This window comes from Pantoea sp. EKM21T, from assembly GCF_011800405.1.
GTDB lineage: Bacteria > Pseudomonadota > Gammaproteobacteria > Enterobacterales > Enterobacteriaceae > Pantoea > Pantoea agglomerans.
Genome location: NZ_JAALFV010000002.1, coordinates 333,725 through 351,841, shown reverse-complemented (window position 1 = coordinate 351,841; position 18,117 = coordinate 333,725). Strand labels below are relative to the sequence as shown.

At 54.5% G+C, this 18,117-nt stretch carries 17 protein-coding genes; 5 read left to right on the top strand and 12 right to left on the bottom strand.

All coding sequences use genetic code 11. The annotated features are described in order from the left end of the window. Window positions 1–11: 11 nt before the first annotated feature. On the bottom strand, window positions 12–530 hold the full coding sequence (locus tag HFD87_RS22925) for a LuxR family transcriptional regulator (protein WP_223565442.1): 519 nt from the start codon (window positions 528–530) through the stop codon (window positions 12–14). A gap of 1,740 nt (window positions 531–2,270) precedes the next feature. Beyond that, window positions 2,271–3,290 carry an alpha/beta hydrolase gene (locus tag HFD87_RS05180; protein WP_010244912.1) on the bottom strand — a complete coding sequence of 340 codons (1,020 nt, stop codon included), beginning with the start codon at window positions 3,288–3,290 and terminating at the stop codon, window positions 2,271–2,273. A 739-nt stretch (window positions 3,291–4,029) separates the two neighbouring features. Between HFD87_RS05180 and uraH the strand changes: the two genes are divergently transcribed. Further along, on the top strand, window positions 4,030–4,452 hold the full coding sequence (gene uraH / locus HFD87_RS05175; protein ID WP_010244915.1) for a hydroxyisourate hydrolase: 423 nt from the start codon (window positions 4,030–4,032) through the stop codon (window positions 4,450–4,452). A 14-nt stretch (window positions 4,453–4,466) separates the two neighbouring features. Here the strand turns inward: uraH and HFD87_RS05170 are convergent, their stop codons facing one another. Then, window positions 4,467–5,390 (bottom strand): LysR family transcriptional regulator, encoded by a 924-nt coding sequence (locus HFD87_RS05170; RefSeq protein WP_050679537.1) that lies wholly within the window; start codon window positions 5,388–5,390, stop codon window positions 4,467–4,469. 152 nt (window positions 5,391–5,542) lie between these two features. Between HFD87_RS05170 and HFD87_RS05165 the strand changes: the two genes are divergently transcribed. Further along, on the top strand, window positions 5,543–6,292 hold the full coding sequence (locus HFD87_RS05165) for a glucose 1-dehydrogenase (RefSeq protein ID WP_033787857.1): 750 nt from the start codon (window positions 5,543–5,545) through the stop codon (window positions 6,290–6,292). Window positions 6,293–6,556: 264 nt separating this feature from the next. After that, complete coding sequence (locus HFD87_RS05160) at window positions 6,557–7,657, top strand: NADH:flavin oxidoreductase/NADH oxidase (RefSeq protein ID WP_031592311.1); 1,101 nt, start codon at window positions 6,557–6,559, stop codon at window positions 7,655–7,657. Window positions 7,658–7,700: 43 nt separating this feature from the next. Here HFD87_RS05160 and HFD87_RS05155 read toward each other — a convergent pair whose 3' ends face one another. Continuing rightward, complete coding sequence (locus HFD87_RS05155) at window positions 7,701–8,285, bottom strand: NUDIX domain-containing protein (RefSeq protein ID WP_010670144.1); 585 nt, start codon at window positions 8,283–8,285, stop codon at window positions 7,701–7,703. 83 nt (window positions 8,286–8,368) lie between these two features. Here HFD87_RS05155 and HFD87_RS05150 point away from each other — a divergent pair, with 83 nt between their 5' ends. Continuing rightward, the gene (locus HFD87_RS05150; protein WP_010670143.1) at window positions 8,369–9,118 is read left to right on the top strand and encodes a DeoR/GlpR family DNA-binding transcription regulator; all 750 of its coding nucleotides are present in this window, start codon (window positions 8,369–8,371) and stop codon (window positions 9,116–9,118) included. Here HFD87_RS05150 and HFD87_RS05145 read toward each other — a convergent pair. Together HFD87_RS05145 and HFD87_RS05140 are read right to left on the bottom strand one after the other, a co-directional pair. Next, window positions 9,111–9,629 (bottom strand): glutamate racemase, encoded by a 519-nt coding sequence (locus HFD87_RS05145; RefSeq protein ID WP_167423033.1) that lies wholly within the window; start codon window positions 9,627–9,629, stop codon window positions 9,111–9,113. The genes HFD87_RS05150 and HFD87_RS05145 overlap by 8 nt on opposite strands. Window positions 9,630–9,749: 120 nt before the next feature. Beyond that, window positions 9,750–10,148, bottom strand: a complete 399-nt coding sequence (locus HFD87_RS05140; protein WP_167423032.1) for a VOC family protein — start codon at window positions 10,146–10,148, stop codon at window positions 9,750–9,752. Between the two features lie 319 nt (window positions 10,149–10,467). On the opposite strand from HFD87_RS05140, the gene HFD87_RS05135 reads away from it, so the two are divergent. Continuing rightward, the gene (locus HFD87_RS05135; protein WP_167423031.1) at window positions 10,468–11,499 is read left to right on the top strand and encodes an NADP-dependent oxidoreductase; all 1,032 of its coding nucleotides are present in this window, start codon (window positions 10,468–10,470) and stop codon (window positions 11,497–11,499) included. Window positions 11,500–11,540: 41 nt separating this feature from the next. Here HFD87_RS05135 and HFD87_RS05130 read toward each other — a convergent pair whose 3' ends face one another. The 6 genes from HFD87_RS05130 to HFD87_RS05105 are packed head-to-tail and all read right to left on the bottom strand — an operon-like array spanning window position 11,541 to window position 17,860. Then, window positions 11,541–12,401: a PfkB family carbohydrate kinase gene (locus HFD87_RS05130; protein WP_061703957.1), complete on the bottom strand. Its 861-nt coding sequence runs from the start codon at window positions 12,399–12,401 to the stop codon at window positions 11,541–11,543. A 2-nt stretch (window positions 12,402–12,403) separates the two neighbouring features. Continuing rightward, a complete protein-coding gene (locus HFD87_RS05125; protein WP_010244943.1) occupies window positions 12,404–13,261 on the bottom strand; it encodes a MurR/RpiR family transcriptional regulator in 858 nt (285 codons plus the stop codon). Beyond that, window positions 13,261–14,232 carry an ABC transporter permease gene (locus HFD87_RS05120; RefSeq protein WP_010244946.1) on the bottom strand — a complete coding sequence of 324 codons (972 nt, stop codon included), beginning with the start codon at window positions 14,230–14,232 and terminating at the stop codon, window positions 13,261–13,263. The genes HFD87_RS05125 and HFD87_RS05120 overlap by 1 nt, the downstream gene beginning before the upstream one ends. A gap of 32 nt (window positions 14,233–14,264) precedes the next feature. Further along, entirely contained in the window at window positions 14,265–15,767 is a 1,503-nt protein-coding gene (locus HFD87_RS05115; protein WP_167423030.1) for a sugar ABC transporter ATP-binding protein, read from the bottom strand. 16 nt (window positions 15,768–15,783) lie between these two features. Next, entirely contained in the window at window positions 15,784–16,824 is a 1,041-nt protein-coding gene (locus tag HFD87_RS05110; protein WP_010244953.1) for a substrate-binding domain-containing protein, read from the bottom strand. 55 nt (window positions 16,825–16,879) lie between these two features. Next, window positions 16,880–17,860, bottom strand: a complete 981-nt coding sequence (locus HFD87_RS05105) for a TIM barrel protein (RefSeq protein ID WP_022625661.1) — start codon at window positions 17,858–17,860, stop codon at window positions 16,880–16,882. Between the last annotated feature and the right edge of the window lie 257 nt (window positions 17,861–18,117).

Below are 18,117 nucleotides of genomic sequence, written 5' to 3'. Positions count from 1 at the left end.
CTTTATCATAATTATGCGGAAAATAACTGATTGAGGCTGATGCCCATTTTCCGGCGAATGGCATCTTTGATGTTATAAACACGCTTGACTTCAACTCCCATTTCTCTGGCAATAATCGGTAGTGACAGTCCGTTCATCGCCAGATCAAGGAACCGAACTTCATCCTGTTTAAGTGCATTCACTTTTTTCCTGACCTCGCCTTTTAAACCGAAATAACAGCCCTGGATTTGTCTGTTTATCTCATCCAGGGACAAATCGGCATAAATCACAGTTTGTATACGCAGGTCCTCTTTTTGCCAGTACGCCGCAAGCGGCTCCATATGGCGATCACTGACGATAATCAGCATTAATCCCGTATGTTTCAAATACTCAATCCAGTTGCTATTGGTAAAATACCTGACATTTTCCCTGGAGAAGTCAACGAATACACATCCTCTGCAAAAGAGGCTCTCATATTTTCCAGCGACCATGCTGAGTATGGATGAAGAGAAAAAATGATTCCCTCCAGGCCAGGTGGTAATTTTTTGCAACGGACATCTGTTATAAATGTCTGATGCGCGATGGGTGAGATCACAGCCATATTTACAACTGGCGCAGCGAATTTCCTCTCTGGTTATCTTTATCATAATATTTTGGCGTTGTTGCGAGAGTTGTGATTATTTTATCGATAAAAATCTCCGCGTTTCAAGGCGATGAAAATTATCCGCTATTTTCTTCATTCGGATTTTTCTTAAGGGGTCACCTCCACGGGCGGGAGTAATATTTGTTGAAAATTCGGGACAAAAAGGGCGACGACGCCCTCAGCAGTGCTGAGAGACCAGGATTTTTTTACGTCCGTTAGGAATATTTCGCAAATAACGCCACTTTGATCAATAAAAATTCCGCACTCAATGCTAAATATGAGCGAATTTTGTTCAGTGATCAATTTTGTATATAGCGGCCACTATGATGGCATTGATAAATGATTTTTTACTGACTCTATTATTGCTTTCTCCCTTACTTCATTGAAACGATCTGCATTTTAAATGGCTTTTATAAAAAAATTAGCGACGATATTTATAGTTCACATCCCATTTTATTAAGAATACTCCTGGTAACAAAGATGTTAATTGACGCACTTGCTATAAATATTGATCTAAATCAGTTATTTAGTGCATGGAAACATCACTATTTTGGTCAGTGTCATTAAAAGAAAAGAGATCTATATTTATTTCTTTCCCGGGCGTTATCATTCAGATTTTGTATACGAAGAATCATTCTTGCTGTGCGAAATTTACGTTCTGCTTTTTTGTCAGATTATACGAGATAGTTATTGGATGACAGGACAGAGCAGGGACGTTACACCTCATTTTGCGTGTCATTGATAGTGCTGAAAACGACCGGATGTCACTGACTCTTATTTTCAATGCTCAGGGCAAAAGCATCACTGCGCTGCGGTGACTGCCTTGCAATCGCAATGCGAATAGCCGGTATGAGTCCGGCTGACCAGACAGCCAGCAGAAAGCTGACTCAGGCTTTCTTGATCATTACAGGATTAACCTGGCAAGGAACGGAGTGAAGAAAGCGTAGTTACACGTGGACGCGTTTACGACAATTTAATGGTACGCACGGCAGACAACGAGGATGAACATAAAGCGGTGATGCATAGACGCCTCTACAGCATTTTTGTGGCCGACAGCCCTGATGAATGCGCTAATTTTCACGTAGCGACGTCACTGCTTAAGTTGTGCAAAGCACCTGAGCAGAGAAACGGTCAGAATGCGCAGCAGTGCATCCAGCCAGCCGCAAAGGGCGAAGTCGTCATTGCATCGTCCGGCTGCAAATCTCCGATATCAGGTTTGTTGATGAGAGGATCGCGTGTAGAGTCGCTGAAGAAGATGTCCCGCAGGGAAAGCCATGCTGAATAACGTAGCATCACATTATTTCAGTTTCGGAACAGAGTAAGCGACAGTAACAAGGTCAGGCAGACATTGTGATCGTTTCTGACAGATTTTGCTGTAAAGAGTAAAACAGTCAGGATCAGCCCAAAATGGTGAGCAGACCATACAATAGAGCATCACGCTCCCGATCATAATCAATATGCGCATAATGTATATTATGTTAAATAAGATATTAACAGCTCACTTATCGCTTCGATACTGCTCCGTTCTTTCCTGGTGTTCCGGCAATCGCACTGCCCTGCGTCTTCGACCTGATTCCTTCAAACTTACTGTATGGTAAGAACCCCGGACGAAGATTCGGTCCGGGGTTGGTTTCATGTGACCGGTCAGTTATTTGAGATGCGAACGCAACTCTTCACCCGCCTGATTAATAGCTGTTCTGACCGTGGGTTCCTGACTTAACGCGTTCAGCAAACCGTAATCATGAATCATGCCATTGTAGCGCGTTACGGTAACCGGCACGCCTGCAGCATCCAGCTTACGACCGAACGCTTCACCTTCATCACGTAACACATCCAGCTCTGCAGTCTGAATCAGCGTTGGCGGCAGCCCTTTCAGCTGTTCAGTGGTGGCACGCAACGGTGATGCCAGGATGTTATTACGATCTTTTTCCGAAACGGTATAGTTATCCCAGAACCACTTCATCATGTTCTTCGTCAGGAAATGTCCGTCAGCAAATTGATCATACGACGCGGTGTCGAAACGCGCATCGGTAACCGGCCACAGCATCACATCATAACGGATGGCCGGCGTTTTAAACTGCTTCGCCTGCAAGGCAACCGCCGCCACCATGTTACCGCCAACGCTATTACCAACCAGCGCCAGACGTTTTCCGTCAACGCCAATTTCAGCGCCATGTTCGGCGACCCATTTAGTGGCTTCATAAGCCTGAGTAATTGCCACCGGGAAATGGGCTTCTGGCGATGGTTGATAATTGACAAATACCGCAGCAGCGCCGGATGCATTCACCATGTCACGTACCAGTCGCTCATGGGTCGGAAAATCACCCAGCACCCAGCCACCGCCGTGGAAGAACATAAACACCGGCAAGGTGCTGCTGGCGTGCTCGGGCTTAACGATGGTCAGCGTCAGAGGCTTGCCCTGTACGGTAATGATCTTCTGTGAAATCTGTGCCGGCGGCAGTTCTGCGCCCTTCTGCGCCCCCGTCAACACCGCTCGGGCATCTTTGACGGAGAGTTGCTCAATCGGTTTACCACTCCCGCTGTTGAGCGCCTTCAGGAAAGCGGCCACGCCTGCGGTCGGTTGCGGACTGTTTTCAGTGGGTGCAGCAAACGCGGTACTCATCTGGCTGGCTAACAATAATGCACTGGCGATCAGTTTCATTTTCATCACAGGGTTCCAATTAACTTGCTATTAAGTAGTGTGCTATCTGGTTGGCAGGACAATGACACGGCGAACCTGGATTGTAAACTACTAAATAGCACACTATTTATCTCAAGCTTTTACCCTCTCTGACTATTTTCGTCATTAACAGACTACTTTGCTGCTATCTGTACCTATTTTCAGCAATTAAGCACGACGCATGAGCACCTGAAAAAGTCAGAAGCATGGTGTTTTTTCTGGTTAAGTTCAGCATGGACGCCAACGGTGCTCGCTACCCTATCCCGCTGCCGCTGCTGAGTCCGTTCGGTTACACACCCTGTCACGGTCAGACCTTTGTAAGTATCCGGCTCGCTGATCAGGTGTGCCGGATTCACTTTCTCACGCCATTCGCGCCAGAAAACAGCCCGCCCGCGAGTCGACACATATACGGCAGTTGATAACTGACGAGACGATTCTGTGGATAGATCAGAGGATTGCTATCGCTACGTTGCCCGCCAGGGGCCAGGCTTTGTTTTATTGCTGAATTCAGAGAGGATTTCATCTGGTGCTTCTGTTCCCTGATTAGCTATTACTGCACAGGTGCTGGACTGTGATTAACCAGAGATTTTGTATGATGTAACTAAAGACATTTTCCTTCTTTCTCAGAAATTTCACATTTCCTGCGGCTAAATATCTCTTTGCCCTCAGGCGCATTACTCTCTCTGCACTGTCACCCGACTTCAGACAATCAATAAAGGAAACATTGATGAAAACTTCATATGCCTTGATCGCAACATTACTGATGACCTCTGGCGCATCCGCTATCGCTGCTCAGCCTGCTACCGCTAAAAACCCACTGAGCGTGCACGTTCTTAACCTGCAAACTGGCCAGCCAACGGCAGGCATCGAAGTTGAACTGGATCAGAAGCAGCAGGATAACTGGGTGAAACTGGCATCAGGCGTCACCGATAACAATGGTCGCATCAGCGCCCTGTTCCCGCAGGACAAAACAGCCAGTGCGGGTAGCTACCGCGTGGTGTTTAAAACCGGTGACTTCTATAAAAAGAACAACCAGAAAACCTTCTTCCCGGAGATCCCGGTTGAGTTCAACATGGAGGCCAGCGGTGAGCACTACCATATCCCGTTGCTGCTGAGCCCGTTTGGTTACTCTACCTATCGCGGCAACTGATCCCGATCCGGCACTCAGGTGCCGGATTTCCCCTCTCCCGCTACCCGCGCCGGAAAGCACTCCACCAGCCAGTCGATAAATACCCGTAGCCGTTGCGTTACGTGCCGGTTTTGCGGATAAACCAGATGAAACGGATAACCCGCCGGACGCCAGTCGTGCAGGATCTCAACCATTTCTCCCTGCCGCAGAATCGACGACAGCGAATAATTAAATGTCTGAATGATCCCAAGCCCTGCCAGTCCCGCGGCCAGATGCGCGTTGCTTTCATTGACGCCAATGCGATGCGCACTGGTGATCTCAATTTTCTCTCCATGACGTTCGAACCGAAGCGGAAATGGCTTGCCGGTTTGCGGCGAGAGATAACTCACCAGCCGGTGTCCGTTGCGCAGTTCATCAGGATAGGCGGGCACACCAAACGCTTTAAGGTAGGCGGGTGTCGCGCAGGTAATGAGCGTAGCGTGCCCTATCAGGCGTGCAATCAGTGAGGAATCGACCAGCGGACCGCCGCGGATCACACAATCAACGTTGTCACTGATAAGATTGACCGGGCGATCGGATACGCCCAGATCCAGCGTAATATCAGGATAGCGGGCAAAGAAATCAGGCAGCAGCGGAATCAGAACGTCCCTGGCGGTAGATCCCCCGACATCGATGCGTAACTGCCCACGCGGCTTACTGCGCAGTGAATTGAAACAGGCATCAATATCCTCGAGATCGTGCAGGATGCGCAGCGCTTTCTCATAGTATTCACGCCCTTCTGCGGTGACGGTTACGCGTCGGGTGGTGCGCTGCAGTAGCCTGACGGAAAGATGCGCTTCCAGCTCCTGAACCAGCTTACTCAGCGTCGCTTTCGGCATATTCAGCGAGTCCGCCGCCCGGGTAAAACTGCCGCTTTCCACCACCCGTGAAAAGGCTTTTATCGCCAGCAGCTGATCCATTCCATCCCCCTATTATCCACCCGTGTGGATAGTCATTTTCATTTTAGCGGATTTATCAGTCAATCCTCCTCTCTTACAGTAGCAATCAGTCCGGCAGCCCCGCTGACCGGGAATAACCCAAACTGTCTAAGAGACTATCCGGAGAAGAACTTATGAACGCATCACTCGCAGGAAAAATTGCACTGGTTACGGGCGGAACAAGCGGAATTGGCCTGGCCACCGCCCGGGAGCTGGCGGCACAGGGCGCACAGGTTTTTATAACCGGCCGTCGTCAGGCGGAGCTGGATGCCGCCGTCGCTGAAATCGGCGGAACCGTCAGCGGCATCCGCGCAGACGCCTCACAACTGCACGATCTTGATGAGGTTTACTCGCGAATTGCAGCGCAGGCGGGACGCCTCGATATTCTCTTTGCCAACGCCGGGGGCGGCGACATGCTGCCGCTGGGGGCGATTACTGAAGAGCATTTTGACCGTATCTTTGGCACTAACGTACGCGGCGTGCTGTTTACCGTCCAGAAAGCCCTGCCTCTGCTGGTTGATGGCGCATCGGTAATTCTGACCGGATCGACTGCCGGAGCGCAGGGTACTGCGGCTTTTAGCGTCTACAGCGCCAGTAAAGCGGCAGTGCGCAATTTTGCCCGTTCGTGGGCGCTGGATCTGAAAGATCGCGGAATCCGGGTCAATGTCGTGAGCCCCGGCCCTGTCCGTACGCCTGGGCTGGGTGATCTGGTCAGTGAAGATCAGCGTCAGGGCTTGTTTGATGCGCTGGCAGCACAAATACCGCTTGGCCGCCTGGGTGAACCGCAGGAGGTTGCCCGCACCGTTGCGTTTCTCGCCTCGGATGCCGCCAGCTTTATCAATGCGGCAGAACTGTTTGTTGATGGCGGAATGGCACAGGTCTGAGACTCACCCTGTAGCTGAATATCAGACCCTGATGATTGTCCTTATCCGGTACGCAAAATCCCGGTTCGCCGGGCGTGAGCAGCAAAGCTGCGCCTGGCTGAACCGTTAACGTAATAACCCCTGTCAAAGGCAGCAGGCTGCGTTGATCTGTAACCTGAATCCGGCACGCCGTCATAAAATGTCACGTTGAAGAAACACCCGCCTGGCAAATCCCCCGCTATAGTTATTGCCTGTCACGTCAGTCATAAAAACCATGGAGATAACATGAGCCAACTTTTTTCCACTGTCTCGCTGGGCGAACTTACGCTGGATAACCGCATTGTGATTGCGCCGATGTGCCAGTACTCCGCTGAGGCGGGCAATGCGACCGCCTGGCACCGTATCCATCTTGGCCAGCTGGCCTTTTCCGGCGCAGGTCTGATGATCATTGAAGCCACCGCCGTAGAGGATATTGGTCGCATCTCCCCAGGCGATCTCGGTTTGTGGAATGATGATAATGAAGCTGCGCTGAAAACGGTTCTGGAAGATGTCCGCCGCTACTCCTCTATTCCGGTTGGTATTCAGCTGGGCCATGCGGGACGCAAAGCGTCGTGTGCCGTACCCTGGGAAGGCGGTAAGCAGATTGCGCCTGAAGCCGGCGGCTGGCAAACCGTGGCTCCGTCCGCACTGAGCTACAGCGCGGATGAAGTGAAACCGGTTGCCATGAACACTGACGATCTGGCGCGGGTAAAACAGGCCTTTGTCGACAGCGCCCTGCGTGCGGTGCGTCTGGGAATTCAGCTCATCGAAGTGCATGCCGCACACGGCTACCTGCTGCATCAGTTCCTGTCGCCGCTGTCGAATCAGCGCAGTGATGAATATGGCGGCTCGCTGGAAAACCGTATGCGCTTCCCACTGGAAGTCTTCAAAGCCGTTCGCGATGCCGTACCCGCTTCCGTGCCGGTAGGCGTGCGCATTTCTGCCACTGACTGGGTTGAAGGCGGCTGGGAGATCAATCAGTCAATCGCCTTCTCGCGTGAGCTGGAAGCGCTGAACAGTGCTTATATTCATGTCTCAAGTGGTGGTTTGTCGGAAGACCAGAAAATCAGCGTCGGACCCAACTATCAGGTGCCGTTCGCCCGCGATATTCGTGAGCAGGTGTCGATTCCGGTGATTGCGGTCGGCTTAATTACTGAGCCGCAGCAGGCAGAAGATCTGCTGCAACAGGGTGAAGCTGACCTGGTGGCGCTGGCGCGCGGTATTCTTTACGATCCGCGCTGGCCGTGGCACGCAGCCGCTGCGCTGGATGGTAAAGTCCAGGTTCCGCCACAGTATCTGCGTTCTGAACCGCACGATGTAAAAGGCATCCTGACGCAGGATCAGTAAGCTTTAACGGGCAGACCGCATTAACACCGGTCTGCCCGTTCTCTTATAAAATGCCTTTCAGCCGCAGATGCTGCAGCAGCATGATGGTCTTGGCATCCACAATCTCACCCTGGTCAATCGCCTGTAACGCCTGGTCAAAACCGATCTCAAGCACCTCGATATCCTCACCCTCTTCCGCTATTCCGCCGCCTTCACCGCTACGCTGCTGATCGCCATACTCGGCAATAAAAAAGTAGAGTTTTTCAGTAACCGAACCGGGGCTCATAAAGGCTTCAAACACCTTCTGCACATGGCTGACACGAAAACCGGTTTCCTCTTCGGCTTCGGCAACAATACGCGCTTCCGGCGAGGCGTTATCCAGCAGACCGGCGGCTGCTTCAATCAGAAAGCCATCATGCCCGTTCAGGAAAATCGGAAAGCGAAACTGACGGGTCAGTACCACCGTACGTTTGTCACGGTTGTAGAGCAGGATCACTGCGCCATTACCGCGGTCATAGGCTTCACGGCTCTGCTCCTGCCAGCGACCGTCACGGCGCAGCAGCGAGAACGTATATTTCTTCAGGGTATACCAGTTGTCTGACAGCAACTGCTCATTGATGATGCGCACGCGGGGATGGTTCTGCTGCATGATGCTCTCCAGGATAGGTAGACAGCCATCACGCTATCATGCACAATCGTGCAACTTCAAGAAAAAACATGCAAAGGCCAGTCATGCTATCCAGCCAGCGAAAACAGACAATTCTCGCCCTGCTCGCCCAGGAAAAACAGGTGCAGTCGCGCGATCTCAGCCAGCGCTTTGGCCTCTCCGAAGACTCTATCCGCCGCGACCTGCGTGAACTGGCGGCTGAAGGATTGTTGCAGCGGGTACATGGCGGCGCGCTGCCGGTTTCCGCTGCGCTGGCCACCTTTGAAACACGCAAAAGCGTGCAGACTGCTTCCAAACAGGTTATTGCGCAAAAAGCCGTTTCACTGATCCAGCCGGGACAGATCGTACTGATTGATGGCGGGACCACCAGCGCGGAACTGGTGCGACTGTTACCCGCCACGCTGAGCTTTACCGCGGTTACGCACAGTCCCAGCGTGGCGCTGGCGTTAGCCGATCATCCACTCGTGGAGATCATACTGATTGGCGGGCAGCTCTATAAACATTCAGTGGTGACGGTGGGCGCAGCGATGCTGGAGTCGATCAACCGCATCAATGCCGATCTCTTTTTTATGGGTGTCACCGGCGTGCATCCTGCGGCGGGCCTGACCACCGGTAATTTCGAAGAGGCGACGGTCAAGCGTGCGCTGGCAGGACGTGCAGCGGAAACCGTGGTGCTGGCGTCAGCGGAAAAGCTGAACTCCGCCTCGGCGTTTGCCATAGGAGACCTGTCGCTGGCCAGCACGCTGGTCGTGGAAACGCAGCCGGATGAGGCGCTGCGACAGGCACTGAGCCAGCAGGGTGTGACGGTCATTTGAGTTCGTAGCAGGCCTGCAGCGCAAGATGCGGACCGGTCAATGGTCGCTGTGTGTCAGGAAACTGCTGTGCTACTGGCATCATTGAGCTTTGCGCCAGGGCCACCGTAACGGCTCCCTGCTGATAAGCCTGCTCTGCTGCTGCTGCAATCAGTGCAAAATAGCGTGTTGTCTCCCCCGCTTTAAACGCCGTCCACGCTCCCTCCACCAGCACGACCTCCACCTGGCTGCCGGGCTGGCTGAAAAGTGTCCGCGTCGCCGCCAGCGTTGACTCTGCCGCACAGAGTGCGACTGTGTGCCCTGCCTGACGCTGCAGCGCCTCCGCTAACATTCCGTCGGTGCGCATAACCCGATCCTGCGCGCTGAAATCACCGGCAACTGGGCCCAGCGTCGAGCAGGTGATCAGTACCGCATCAAACTGCGGCAGCAACGTTTCAATCATTTGGGCAATACGGCGGCGTAACGCAGTCGTCATCCCGCCGCTGCGTTCCGCTTCTGCCAACAGCGCAGGCATCACCAGATGATTCAGCGGTGGATTGTCATGTGTCAGTGCGCTGGCGGCATCATCAAATATCGCGATATTACTGGCCGCGGTGTGAAAGCAAAGAATGTTCAGGGTGAACTCCGGTACAGGTCAGATTGCGGATTGCCAGGCTGCATGCTGGATAACAACACGATAACCATCCCTGTCGATAAATGTCACGCCCCGTTGGTCCCAATAGGGATTAAATGAATTCAACCGCATAAATCCTGCCTCATCCATACAGGCACATCGGGCCAGCCAGTCAGGCCGTTGCGGAATGTAGAGCACCAGCAGGTCCTCATCTGTTGGCGATGGCCGGACGGGATGCGTGTGACAGAGCGTGAATTCGAGATGCCAGGCCAGCCCTTCAGCGCCCAGCATCACGCCACTGAACCCCTGATGATCAGTAAACTCACCGATTTCTTGCAACCTCAGCCCGTCACAATAGTTCTGACTGCTTTGCGTCAGGTCTGTCACCGGTCGGGCAATACGCAGATGCTGGATAATCATGGTTCTCTCCCTGTAGAGTTCACTGATATTTATCACAATCTTCAGAGCTTCCCGTGACGCCGGATGCGTGTCATGCCGCACTGCTGTTGACTCGCCTGCCCGTTTTTTGCAAGCGGATGTGAACAGCCATCAGCCTGAATCCGTGACGCGAATGGTCCTGCATCCGCTGTGTCCCCGTGGTTAGCACCCTATGCCCTGTTATCGGTAAATCAGTTTACCGCTCACAGCGCTAAACGCATTCCCGCCGCTGTCATCTACACTTTACCGGTATTCATAAGGCGATGCCCTGAGCATTGCCCGGCTATAAAAGGATGACAATATGACTGAACAAGCAACCCAGAACCATGCCTGGTTACTGGCTTCACGCCCTCACGGTGAGCCGACCAAAGAGAATTTCCGCCATGTGGCGCAGCCCGTCCCGGAAATCAAAGAGGGTGAAGTACTGCTGAAAACCATCTATCTCTCGCTTGACCCCTACATGCGTGGGCGGATGGACGAGGGTAAATCCTACGCCGCGCCGGCAGAGCTGGATCAGCCGATGGTGGGCGGCACCGTCTGTCAGGTCGCCGAATCGAAAAACAGCGACTTTAAGACCGGTGACTGGGTGCTGGCGCAGAGCGGCTGGCAGGAATATGCCGTCTCCGATGGCAAAGAGATTGCGAAGCTGGGCAACGATCTGCCTCATCCCTCATGGGCGCTGGGTATTCTCGGTATGCCAGGCTTTACCGCCTATATGGGTCTGATGGATATTGGTCAGCCGAAAGCGGGTGAAACCCTGGTCGTTGCCGCCGCAACCGGTCCGGTGGGCGCAACGGTCGGTCAGTTGGGTAAACAGAAAGGCTGCCGTGTCGTTGGTGTGGCGGGCGGTGAAGAGAAATGCCGTTACGCCGTCGATACGCTTGGCTTTGATGCCTGCCTCGATCACCACAGCGCCGACTTTGAAGAGCAGCTGAAAAATGCCTGCCCGGATGGTATCGATATCTACTTCGAAAACGTCGGCGGCAAAGTGTTTGATGCCGTATTCCCGCTGCTGAACACCGCTGCGCGCGTGCCGGTCTGTGGTCTGGTCTCGGCTTACAGCCAGCGTGAGCTGCCGCAAGGCCCGGACAGAACCTCTCTGATCATGGCGGGCATTCTGAAACGCCGTATCCGTATGCAGGGCTTTATCATCTTCCAGGATTATGGTGACCGTTACCCTGAGTTCCTGGAGGCGATGCGTCCGCTGGTGGAGAACAAAAAAATCCACTATCGCGAGCACATGATTGAAGGATTAGAGAACGCGCCACAGGCGTTTATCGATATGCTGAATGGCAAAAACTTCGGTAAAACCGTGGTGAACGTCGGCCCCTGATGACGTTAGCGTGCCGCGTCACTGACGTGGCACGCCATTAATCAGTGCGGCTGCCGGGAAACGTGTTCGGCAGCTGCACGATTTGCCGCACTCACCGCTTCTGCCAGCGTTACCCCGCTACTCAGGCGCTGACACAACACGCCGACAAAACAATCCCCGGCACCGTGGGTGCTCACCAGTGTCACCTTCTGCGCCGCCAGTGTATGCGTCTCTCCCGCCTCGCTGTAAGCCACACCATGTTCACCAGCGGTAACCACCACTCTGGCAAACCGGCTGGCCAGCGATTCCGCTGCTGAGCGCGCCGACGTCAGATCCTGCACGCTAATCCCGCACATATCGCGCGCTTCAATGGCGTTCACCACCAGCAGATCGATACAGTTTTCAAACGCGGCTGACAACGGCCGGGCGGGCGCGGCGTTGACGCAGACCGTAATCCCCCGCTGCTGTGCCGCCTGGGCCGCACAGAGGTTCACCGCTTCCGGAACTTCATTTTGCAGCACCAGCAGCGACACCTCCTGCCAGAAGCCGGGCTGCTCAAAGGTCTCCAGCGGGATCTGCTGATTAGCATTGGAGACCACCACCGCACCGTAATCTCCTTCGGCATCGGTAATCGCCACGCTCATCCCGGAGGGAAGCGCATCAATGATGCTGACGGCGGTGCAATCGACCCCGGCCTGCTGCAGATGATCCAGCAGGAATTGCCCCTGCTGATCGCGCCCCACTGAACCGGCGAAGCGCACAGCGGCACCCGCGCGTGCCGCTGCGACGGCCTGATTCCCCCCCTTGCCACCAAACTTATAGTGACAGGCGCTGCCCATCACCGTTTCGCCTTTTTCCGGGCGATGGTGTGCATCCAGCATAATGTCGTAGTGAAGACTGCCGGTGACTGCAATTTTGCTCATAGCTAGAATTCCCGCAGATCCTGAACCGCATGCTGGGTTTTCATCAGGTTCTTCTCCGCCCGCTTCAGATCTTTCTTGGCGATAGCGACAAACAGCGCATCCAGAATATTGAGCTGGGCGATGCGTGACGCGGCGTTTTCACCCAGCAGATGCGATCCCTGAGAGGTTGAATTGAGGACCACATGCGCACTCTTCGCGATCGGGGATTCGGCGTAGTTGGTAATGGCGATAACTTTCGCGCCATTCCTCCCCGCCAGTCTGACCGGATCGTTCACCGCACGCGTAGCACCCGAATGGCTGATGGCGATAACCACATCGTCATCAGATAACACGGCGGCTGACATCAGCATGATGTGGGCGTCGTCATAGGCAGTCGACTTAATGCCAATCTTCAGCATCTTGTGTGACAGGTCCCGCGCCACGGCGGCAGAGCCGCCCACGGCATAGAGATCGATATGACGCGCTTTAAAGATAATGTCCGCCGCACGATTGAATTCAGAAACATCCAGAATCGATAAGGTCTCTTCAATCGCCTGGATAGAGGTTCTGAAAACTTTGGCCAGCAACTGCTCCGACGAATCATCCGGCTCAATTTCCGCATGCAGCCCTGCCACTTCAGACTGGTTGTAATAGATCAGGCCACTTCTGAAATGCCTGAAGCCGGTGAAGTTAAGTTTTTTGGTAATCTTAACGATCATCGCTTCAGAGACATTATTCTCCCGCGCAATCTCCTTTAATGAGGATTGCTCGGTAATGTCGGTTCGGGCAATTATCGCCTCAGCTACCCGACGTTCTAACGGCGTCAGCTGGGGCAAACGCATACGAATCTGAGCGCCAATGGCTCGCGGATCTTGCTTCATTACTTGCCTCGGGTCGCCCGGTCAATCAACATCGCTATGATAATAATAAGGCCGGTAGCGAGCAATTGGTAAAAGGCCTGAATGTTCAGTAAGGTCAAGCCATTACGCAATGCACCGAGGATAACCACGCCGATCAGCGTCCCGAAGATACTGCCCTTGCCACCCATTAACGACGCACCGCCAATGGCCGCCGCCGCAATCGCATCCAGTTCCCACAGGTTGCCGATGGTCGGTTCGGCAGCCCCCAGACGACCAATCAGAATCAGCGAGGCCAGTGAGGCAAGCAGGCCGGAGAAGATATAGACCGTGACCTTGGTGCGCTTAACCGGCACACCTGCGACCCGCGCCGCCTCTTCATTGCCGCCAATCGCCAGAATATATTCCCCCAGCGGGGTCTTATTCATCACCGTCCACAGCAGCAGTGCAATCACTGCCACAATCACAATCGGCGTGGGGATACCGAAAAGCGTGCTGTTGATCAGGCTGCGAAATTCCAGCGGAATACCAAAGATGGGATTGCCGCCGGTGTAGATCAGCGCAATGGCCCGGAACAGCGACAGGCCGCCCAGCGTGACAATAAACGGCTGCAGCCCGGCATAGGCGATCAGTGTGCCGCTGAACAGCCCGCACATCGCGCCCACACCCAGCGTCGCGAGGATCGCCAGCGGCACCGGCACGCCCGATGCCATCAGGGTTGCACCCAGCACCGCAGAGAGCGCCGCCGTGGGGCCGACCGAGAGGTCAATCCCGCCGGAGATAATCACCAGCGTCATGCCCAGTGCAATCAGGGCGTTGATTGAGGACTGCTGCAGAATATTCAGCAGATTAGGCAGCGTGAAAAAGACCGGCGACAGAAACGAAAATGTCACCACGATAATCAGTAAGCCAATTAAGGTACCGGCATCACGCAGATTAAATTTAAGCCGCAGCGCAGGTCGGGTACCCGGCCCGGTAGATGTCTGAGTTGTCATAGTTATAACCTTAAATAGTGTCAGGTAAGCGGTCAGGCGGTCTGGTCGATATCTTTGATGGCATAACGGGCAATGTTCTCTTCGGTGATCGCGCTGCCGGTTAACTCTTTGGTTATCCGGCCCTCGCGCATCACCAGCACCCGATCGGAGATGCGCATGATCTCGGTCATTTCTGACGACACCACCACAATGGCTTTGCCCGCCTGGGCCAGTTTTTCAATCAGGTGATAGATTTCAGACTTGGCACCAATATCGATACCGCGCGTCGGCTCATCAAACAGAAACACATTGGCATCCGCCGCAACCCAGCGGCCGATGATCACTTTTTGCTGATTGCCGCCACTCAGCGTGCCGATGGTTTTCTCAATGTCGAGCGGGCGCAGTTTCAGGTCGCCCATGACCTTCAGCGCCTCGCGGTCCAGCCTGGCCTGGTTCATCAGCCCCGCCGACGTGAAGCGGTGCATCGACGGCAGCGCCATATTCATCTTCACCGCCCGCTCTTTGATAATGCCCTCTTTTTTGCGGTCTTCAGGTACCAGGCCAATGCCCGCCTTGATCGCCGCACGCACGTTGTGGTTCTTAACCGCGGCACCGTTGACGCTCACCGTGCCACGGGTGCGCCTGTCGATACCGGCAATCAGCTTCAGCAGTTCGGTGCGCCCCGCGCCGACCAGTCCGGCAATGCCCAGCACTTCGCCCGCACGAACGCTGAAGTTTGCCGCCACCACCTCATTGCCACGCGTCAGATCCTCTACCCGCAGCACTTCGCGATCGGTGACAAACGCCTGATGGTCAAGCTTGTCGATCTTCCGTCCGACCATTTTGGCGACGATGCTCTCCTCATCCTCATCACTGATATTGACCACCCCAACCTGCTTTCCGTCACGCATAATGGTGGCGCGGTCGCACACCCGGAAAATCTCATTCATCTTGTGCGAGACATAGATCAGCGAGACGCCGGTCGACTTCAGATCGCCAATCAGCTCTGCCAGCCGGTCAAATTCGCGTGGCGTCAGGCTGGAGGTCGGCTCATCCATGGCGATGATTTTGGCGTCATCCAGCAGCGCCCGGGCAATCTCAACGATCTGCTGCTGCGATACCTTGAGGTTCCTGATCGGCGTATCGGGATCGATAGTGGGATCCAGCGTCTTCAGAATCAGGGTAGCCCGCGCCAGCTGGGCCTTTTTATCCACCCACCAGCCTCCGGCGCGGGTCAGCGGGCGACCCAGAAACATGTTCTGCGCCACGGAAAGCTCAGGCACATGCTGTAACTCCTGGTGGATCATCGCGATCCCGGCCTCACGGGCGCTGAGCGGACTGCGAATCTGCACCCGGTTTCCATTGACGCTGATCTCTCCGCTGTCCGCACCGCGAACGCCGGAGAGGATATTCAGCAGCGTCGACTTACCCGCGCCATTTTCCCCAATCAGCGCGTGTACCTCGCCGGGCCGCACTGAGAAATCGACATCCTGCAGCGCGGCGGCGTTACCGTAACTTTTGCTGATGCCACGCATCATTAAGCGAAACTGTTCCATACCCGCTCCCGCTGACTTATTGTTGAGCCAGCAGCTGACGCAACCGGTTGTTGTCTTTGGTTGAGAACGCTTCGACATTCTCTTTGGTGATCAGCGCCTGGGGTGTCGAGACAACGCGCGACAGTTTCTGTCCGTTGATCAGCCGGATAATGACGTCCATCGCCACTTCACCGGTCAGCACCGGGAAACTGTCGACCGTGCCGGTCAGCTCGCCGCGCTTAATCGAGGCGTAGGCATCGGAAATACCGTCAGTGCCAAAGATGGCCACCTGTGATGCTTTGTTCTGCGCGCGTACCGCCTCCACCACGCCCAGCGCCATGGTGTCGTTGTTGGCGTAGAAGCCGATCAAATCAGGATGCTGCTGCAGAATGGTCGATGCGGCGTTAAAGGCCTGCTCGCGACTCCAGTTAGCGGGCACGCTGGCCACGATGGTGAACTTACCGGCGCTGTCCAGCGTCTCTTTAAAGCCACGGGTGCGCTGTCCGGCGGCATAAACCCCTGGCTGCCCTTCAATCACCGCCACGTTGCCGCCCTGCGGATGGTGCTGAATAAACCATTTCGCCACCCGCACGCCATTGTCCTTCTGGACGTTGCCGACGTAGTAGCGCGCATTCGGCATCACCGCATCATTAACGTTCACCACCGGGATATTTTTACTGTTGGCACTCTCCAGTGCAGGCTCCAGGTTGATATCGGTCTGCGGCGAAACCAGCAGGCCGTTAAAGCCCTGCGAGATCAGGGTTTCCGCAATGGAGAGCTGACCAAGCTGATCGTCTTCATTGGCCGCCGCCTGATAAGCGACAGTGAAACCATACTTTTTCGCCGCGTTCTGGTAGCCCTGGCCGAGTGAGCGCCAGTACTCATTGGTCAGGGTTTTCGATACCCCGCCAATCTTCAGCGACTTATCGACTTTTGGCAGTGCGCCATATTTGGTGTCGAGCTGGGTCCAGTCGGTGCGATCCGGTTCGGTATCGGATTGCAGCGGTGCCAGTTCTGCCGCATAAACCGTGCTGCAGAGCAGTGAGGAGGCGATAAGAGCAAGCAGGCGTTTTTTCATTTTTTATTCTCAGGGTGTTGGGTAGAGGTGTGATGTTTTTATGATTAATCGGCTGTCAGCGCGCCAGCATGATGTCATTGACGATCTGCTGAGAGGCCACCGCATCCTGACGCCCGATGGCCGCCAGTAACGCCGCGTTGTCGTGCAGCTGGTCACACAGCCTCAGCAGACGAGTCACGGTCGCAATATTGCTTTCTGCTTCACGGATCGGGTCAAGACCGCTGGCATCCGGGAAGGTATCGAAGTAGTAGGCACCGCGATAACCATCACGCTGCATCTGCCAGAGAAACTCCAGCGTGGCGCGTGGGTTAACTGAGCCGACCATCAGGCCGTCATCACGCTTGCCCCAGCCGTCATTAAGGTCCAGCCCCAGCAGCCGTGAGCGGCGCGCCACCATGGCGGCGGCGTAAGCCGGGATCTCATTGGCAAACAGTACATGAGCAAAATCCAGGGTGATCCCCAGGTTGGCGCAGCCCGCCTCTTCCACGGCCAGCAGACAGGTGGTGGCGTTGGGAAAGATGCTGTAGGCGCGTGGCTCATTGGGTTTATATTCGATGCTGACGTCAACGTCCGGTGCATACTCCGCCACTTCACGCACGGCGCTGACCGCATCCTCCCAGATCTTCTTATAGTCCGCCTGGAAGCAGTAATCGAAACCGTCCTGCCCCATCCACAGCGTCATCAGCCGTGAACCAAATTCCCGACCCGCGTCAATGCCCCGTTTGGTCAGCTCAATCGCTTCGCGACGCACTTTCGCGTCGGGATGCGTAAACGCGCCGATTTTGAACTGCGGCGCGTCCCAGCGCATCTGCATACCGTTAACGGCCAGACCCGCATCACTGATCGCCTGGCGCAGTGTGGGGATATCGCTGGTGAGATGTTGCGGAAAGTTGAGGTCGAGATGCGTTAAGCCTTTGACCTTGCCTGCACGGGCAACCATCTGCAGCACAGAGGGCTTACCCTGCTGATCGGGCCAGTAGAGGTGCGCCCCCGAGGCGAAAGAGTTAAGACGGGTAGCAAATTTCAGTTCCGACATGAGCATCAATCCTTCAGAGTGCGTATTGTGAAGTACTTTTCTTATTCACGATTAATTGTGAAGTCATATATTAATCTACGCCTCGCGGCTTAATGCGCAAGTCTGTCAGGCAGGAGAAATCGTTAAAGCGGGAGCGCTGTCACGAAATGGTTTCGATGCGTTATCAGATGATGTGAATGCGGAGATGAAAGAATTGAGATGAAATACAACAGGTTGTCGCGCGAAGCCGGGTGTGAGATCTGACAGGCAGAAGCATA

Excerpts from the sequence above, each read along its gene's own strand:
- HFD87_RS05125 (WP_010244943.1), bottom strand. The coding sequence starts at position 13,261 with ATGAAGCAAGATCCGCGAGCCATTGGCGCTCAGATTCGTATGCGTTTG.
- HFD87_RS05180 (WP_010244912.1), bottom strand. The coding sequence starts at position 3,290 with ATGAAAATGAAACTGATCGCCAGTGCATTATTGTTAGCCAGCCAGATG.
- HFD87_RS05105 (WP_022625661.1), bottom strand. The coding sequence starts at position 17,860 with ATGTCGGAACTGAAATTTGCTACCCGTCTTAACTCTTTCGCCTCGGGG.
- HFD87_RS05115 (WP_167423030.1), bottom strand. The coding sequence starts at position 15,767 with ATGGAACAGTTTCGCTTAATGATGCGTGGCATCAGCAAAAGTTACGGT.
- HFD87_RS05120 (WP_010244946.1), bottom strand. The coding sequence starts at position 14,232 with ATGACAACTCAGACATCTACCGGGCCGGGTACCCGACCTGCGCTGCGG.
- uraH (WP_010244915.1), top strand. The coding sequence starts at position 4,030 with ATGAAAACTTCATATGCCTTGATCGCAACATTACTGATGACCTCTGGC.
- HFD87_RS05160 (WP_031592311.1), top strand. The coding sequence starts at position 6,557 with ATGAGCCAACTTTTTTCCACTGTCTCGCTGGGCGAACTTACGCTGGAT.
- HFD87_RS05130 (WP_061703957.1), bottom strand. The coding sequence starts at position 12,401 with ATGAGCAAAATTGCAGTCACCGGCAGTCTTCACTACGACATTATGCTG.
- HFD87_RS05140 (WP_167423032.1), bottom strand. The coding sequence starts at position 10,148 with ATGATTATCCAGCATCTGCGTATTGCCCGACCGGTGACAGACCTGACG.
- HFD87_RS05155 (WP_010670144.1), bottom strand. The coding sequence starts at position 8,285 with ATGCAGCAGAACCATCCCCGCGTGCGCATCATCAATGAGCAGTTGCTG.
- HFD87_RS05165 (WP_033787857.1), top strand. The coding sequence starts at position 5,543 with ATGAACGCATCACTCGCAGGAAAAATTGCACTGGTTACGGGCGGAACA.
- HFD87_RS05150 (WP_010670143.1), top strand. The coding sequence starts at position 8,369 with ATGCTATCCAGCCAGCGAAAACAGACAATTCTCGCCCTGCTCGCCCAG.
- HFD87_RS05110 (WP_010244953.1), bottom strand. The coding sequence starts at position 16,824 with ATGAAAAAACGCCTGCTTGCTCTTATCGCCTCCTCACTGCTCTGCAGC.
- HFD87_RS05135 (WP_167423031.1), top strand. The coding sequence starts at position 10,468 with ATGACTGAACAAGCAACCCAGAACCATGCCTGGTTACTGGCTTCACGC.
- HFD87_RS05145 (WP_167423033.1), bottom strand. The coding sequence starts at position 9,629 with ATGCCTGCGCTGTTGGCAGAAGCGGAACGCAGCGGCGGGATGACGACT.
- HFD87_RS05170 (WP_050679537.1), bottom strand. The coding sequence starts at position 5,390 with ATGGATCAGCTGCTGGCGATAAAAGCCTTTTCACGGGTGGTGGAAAGC.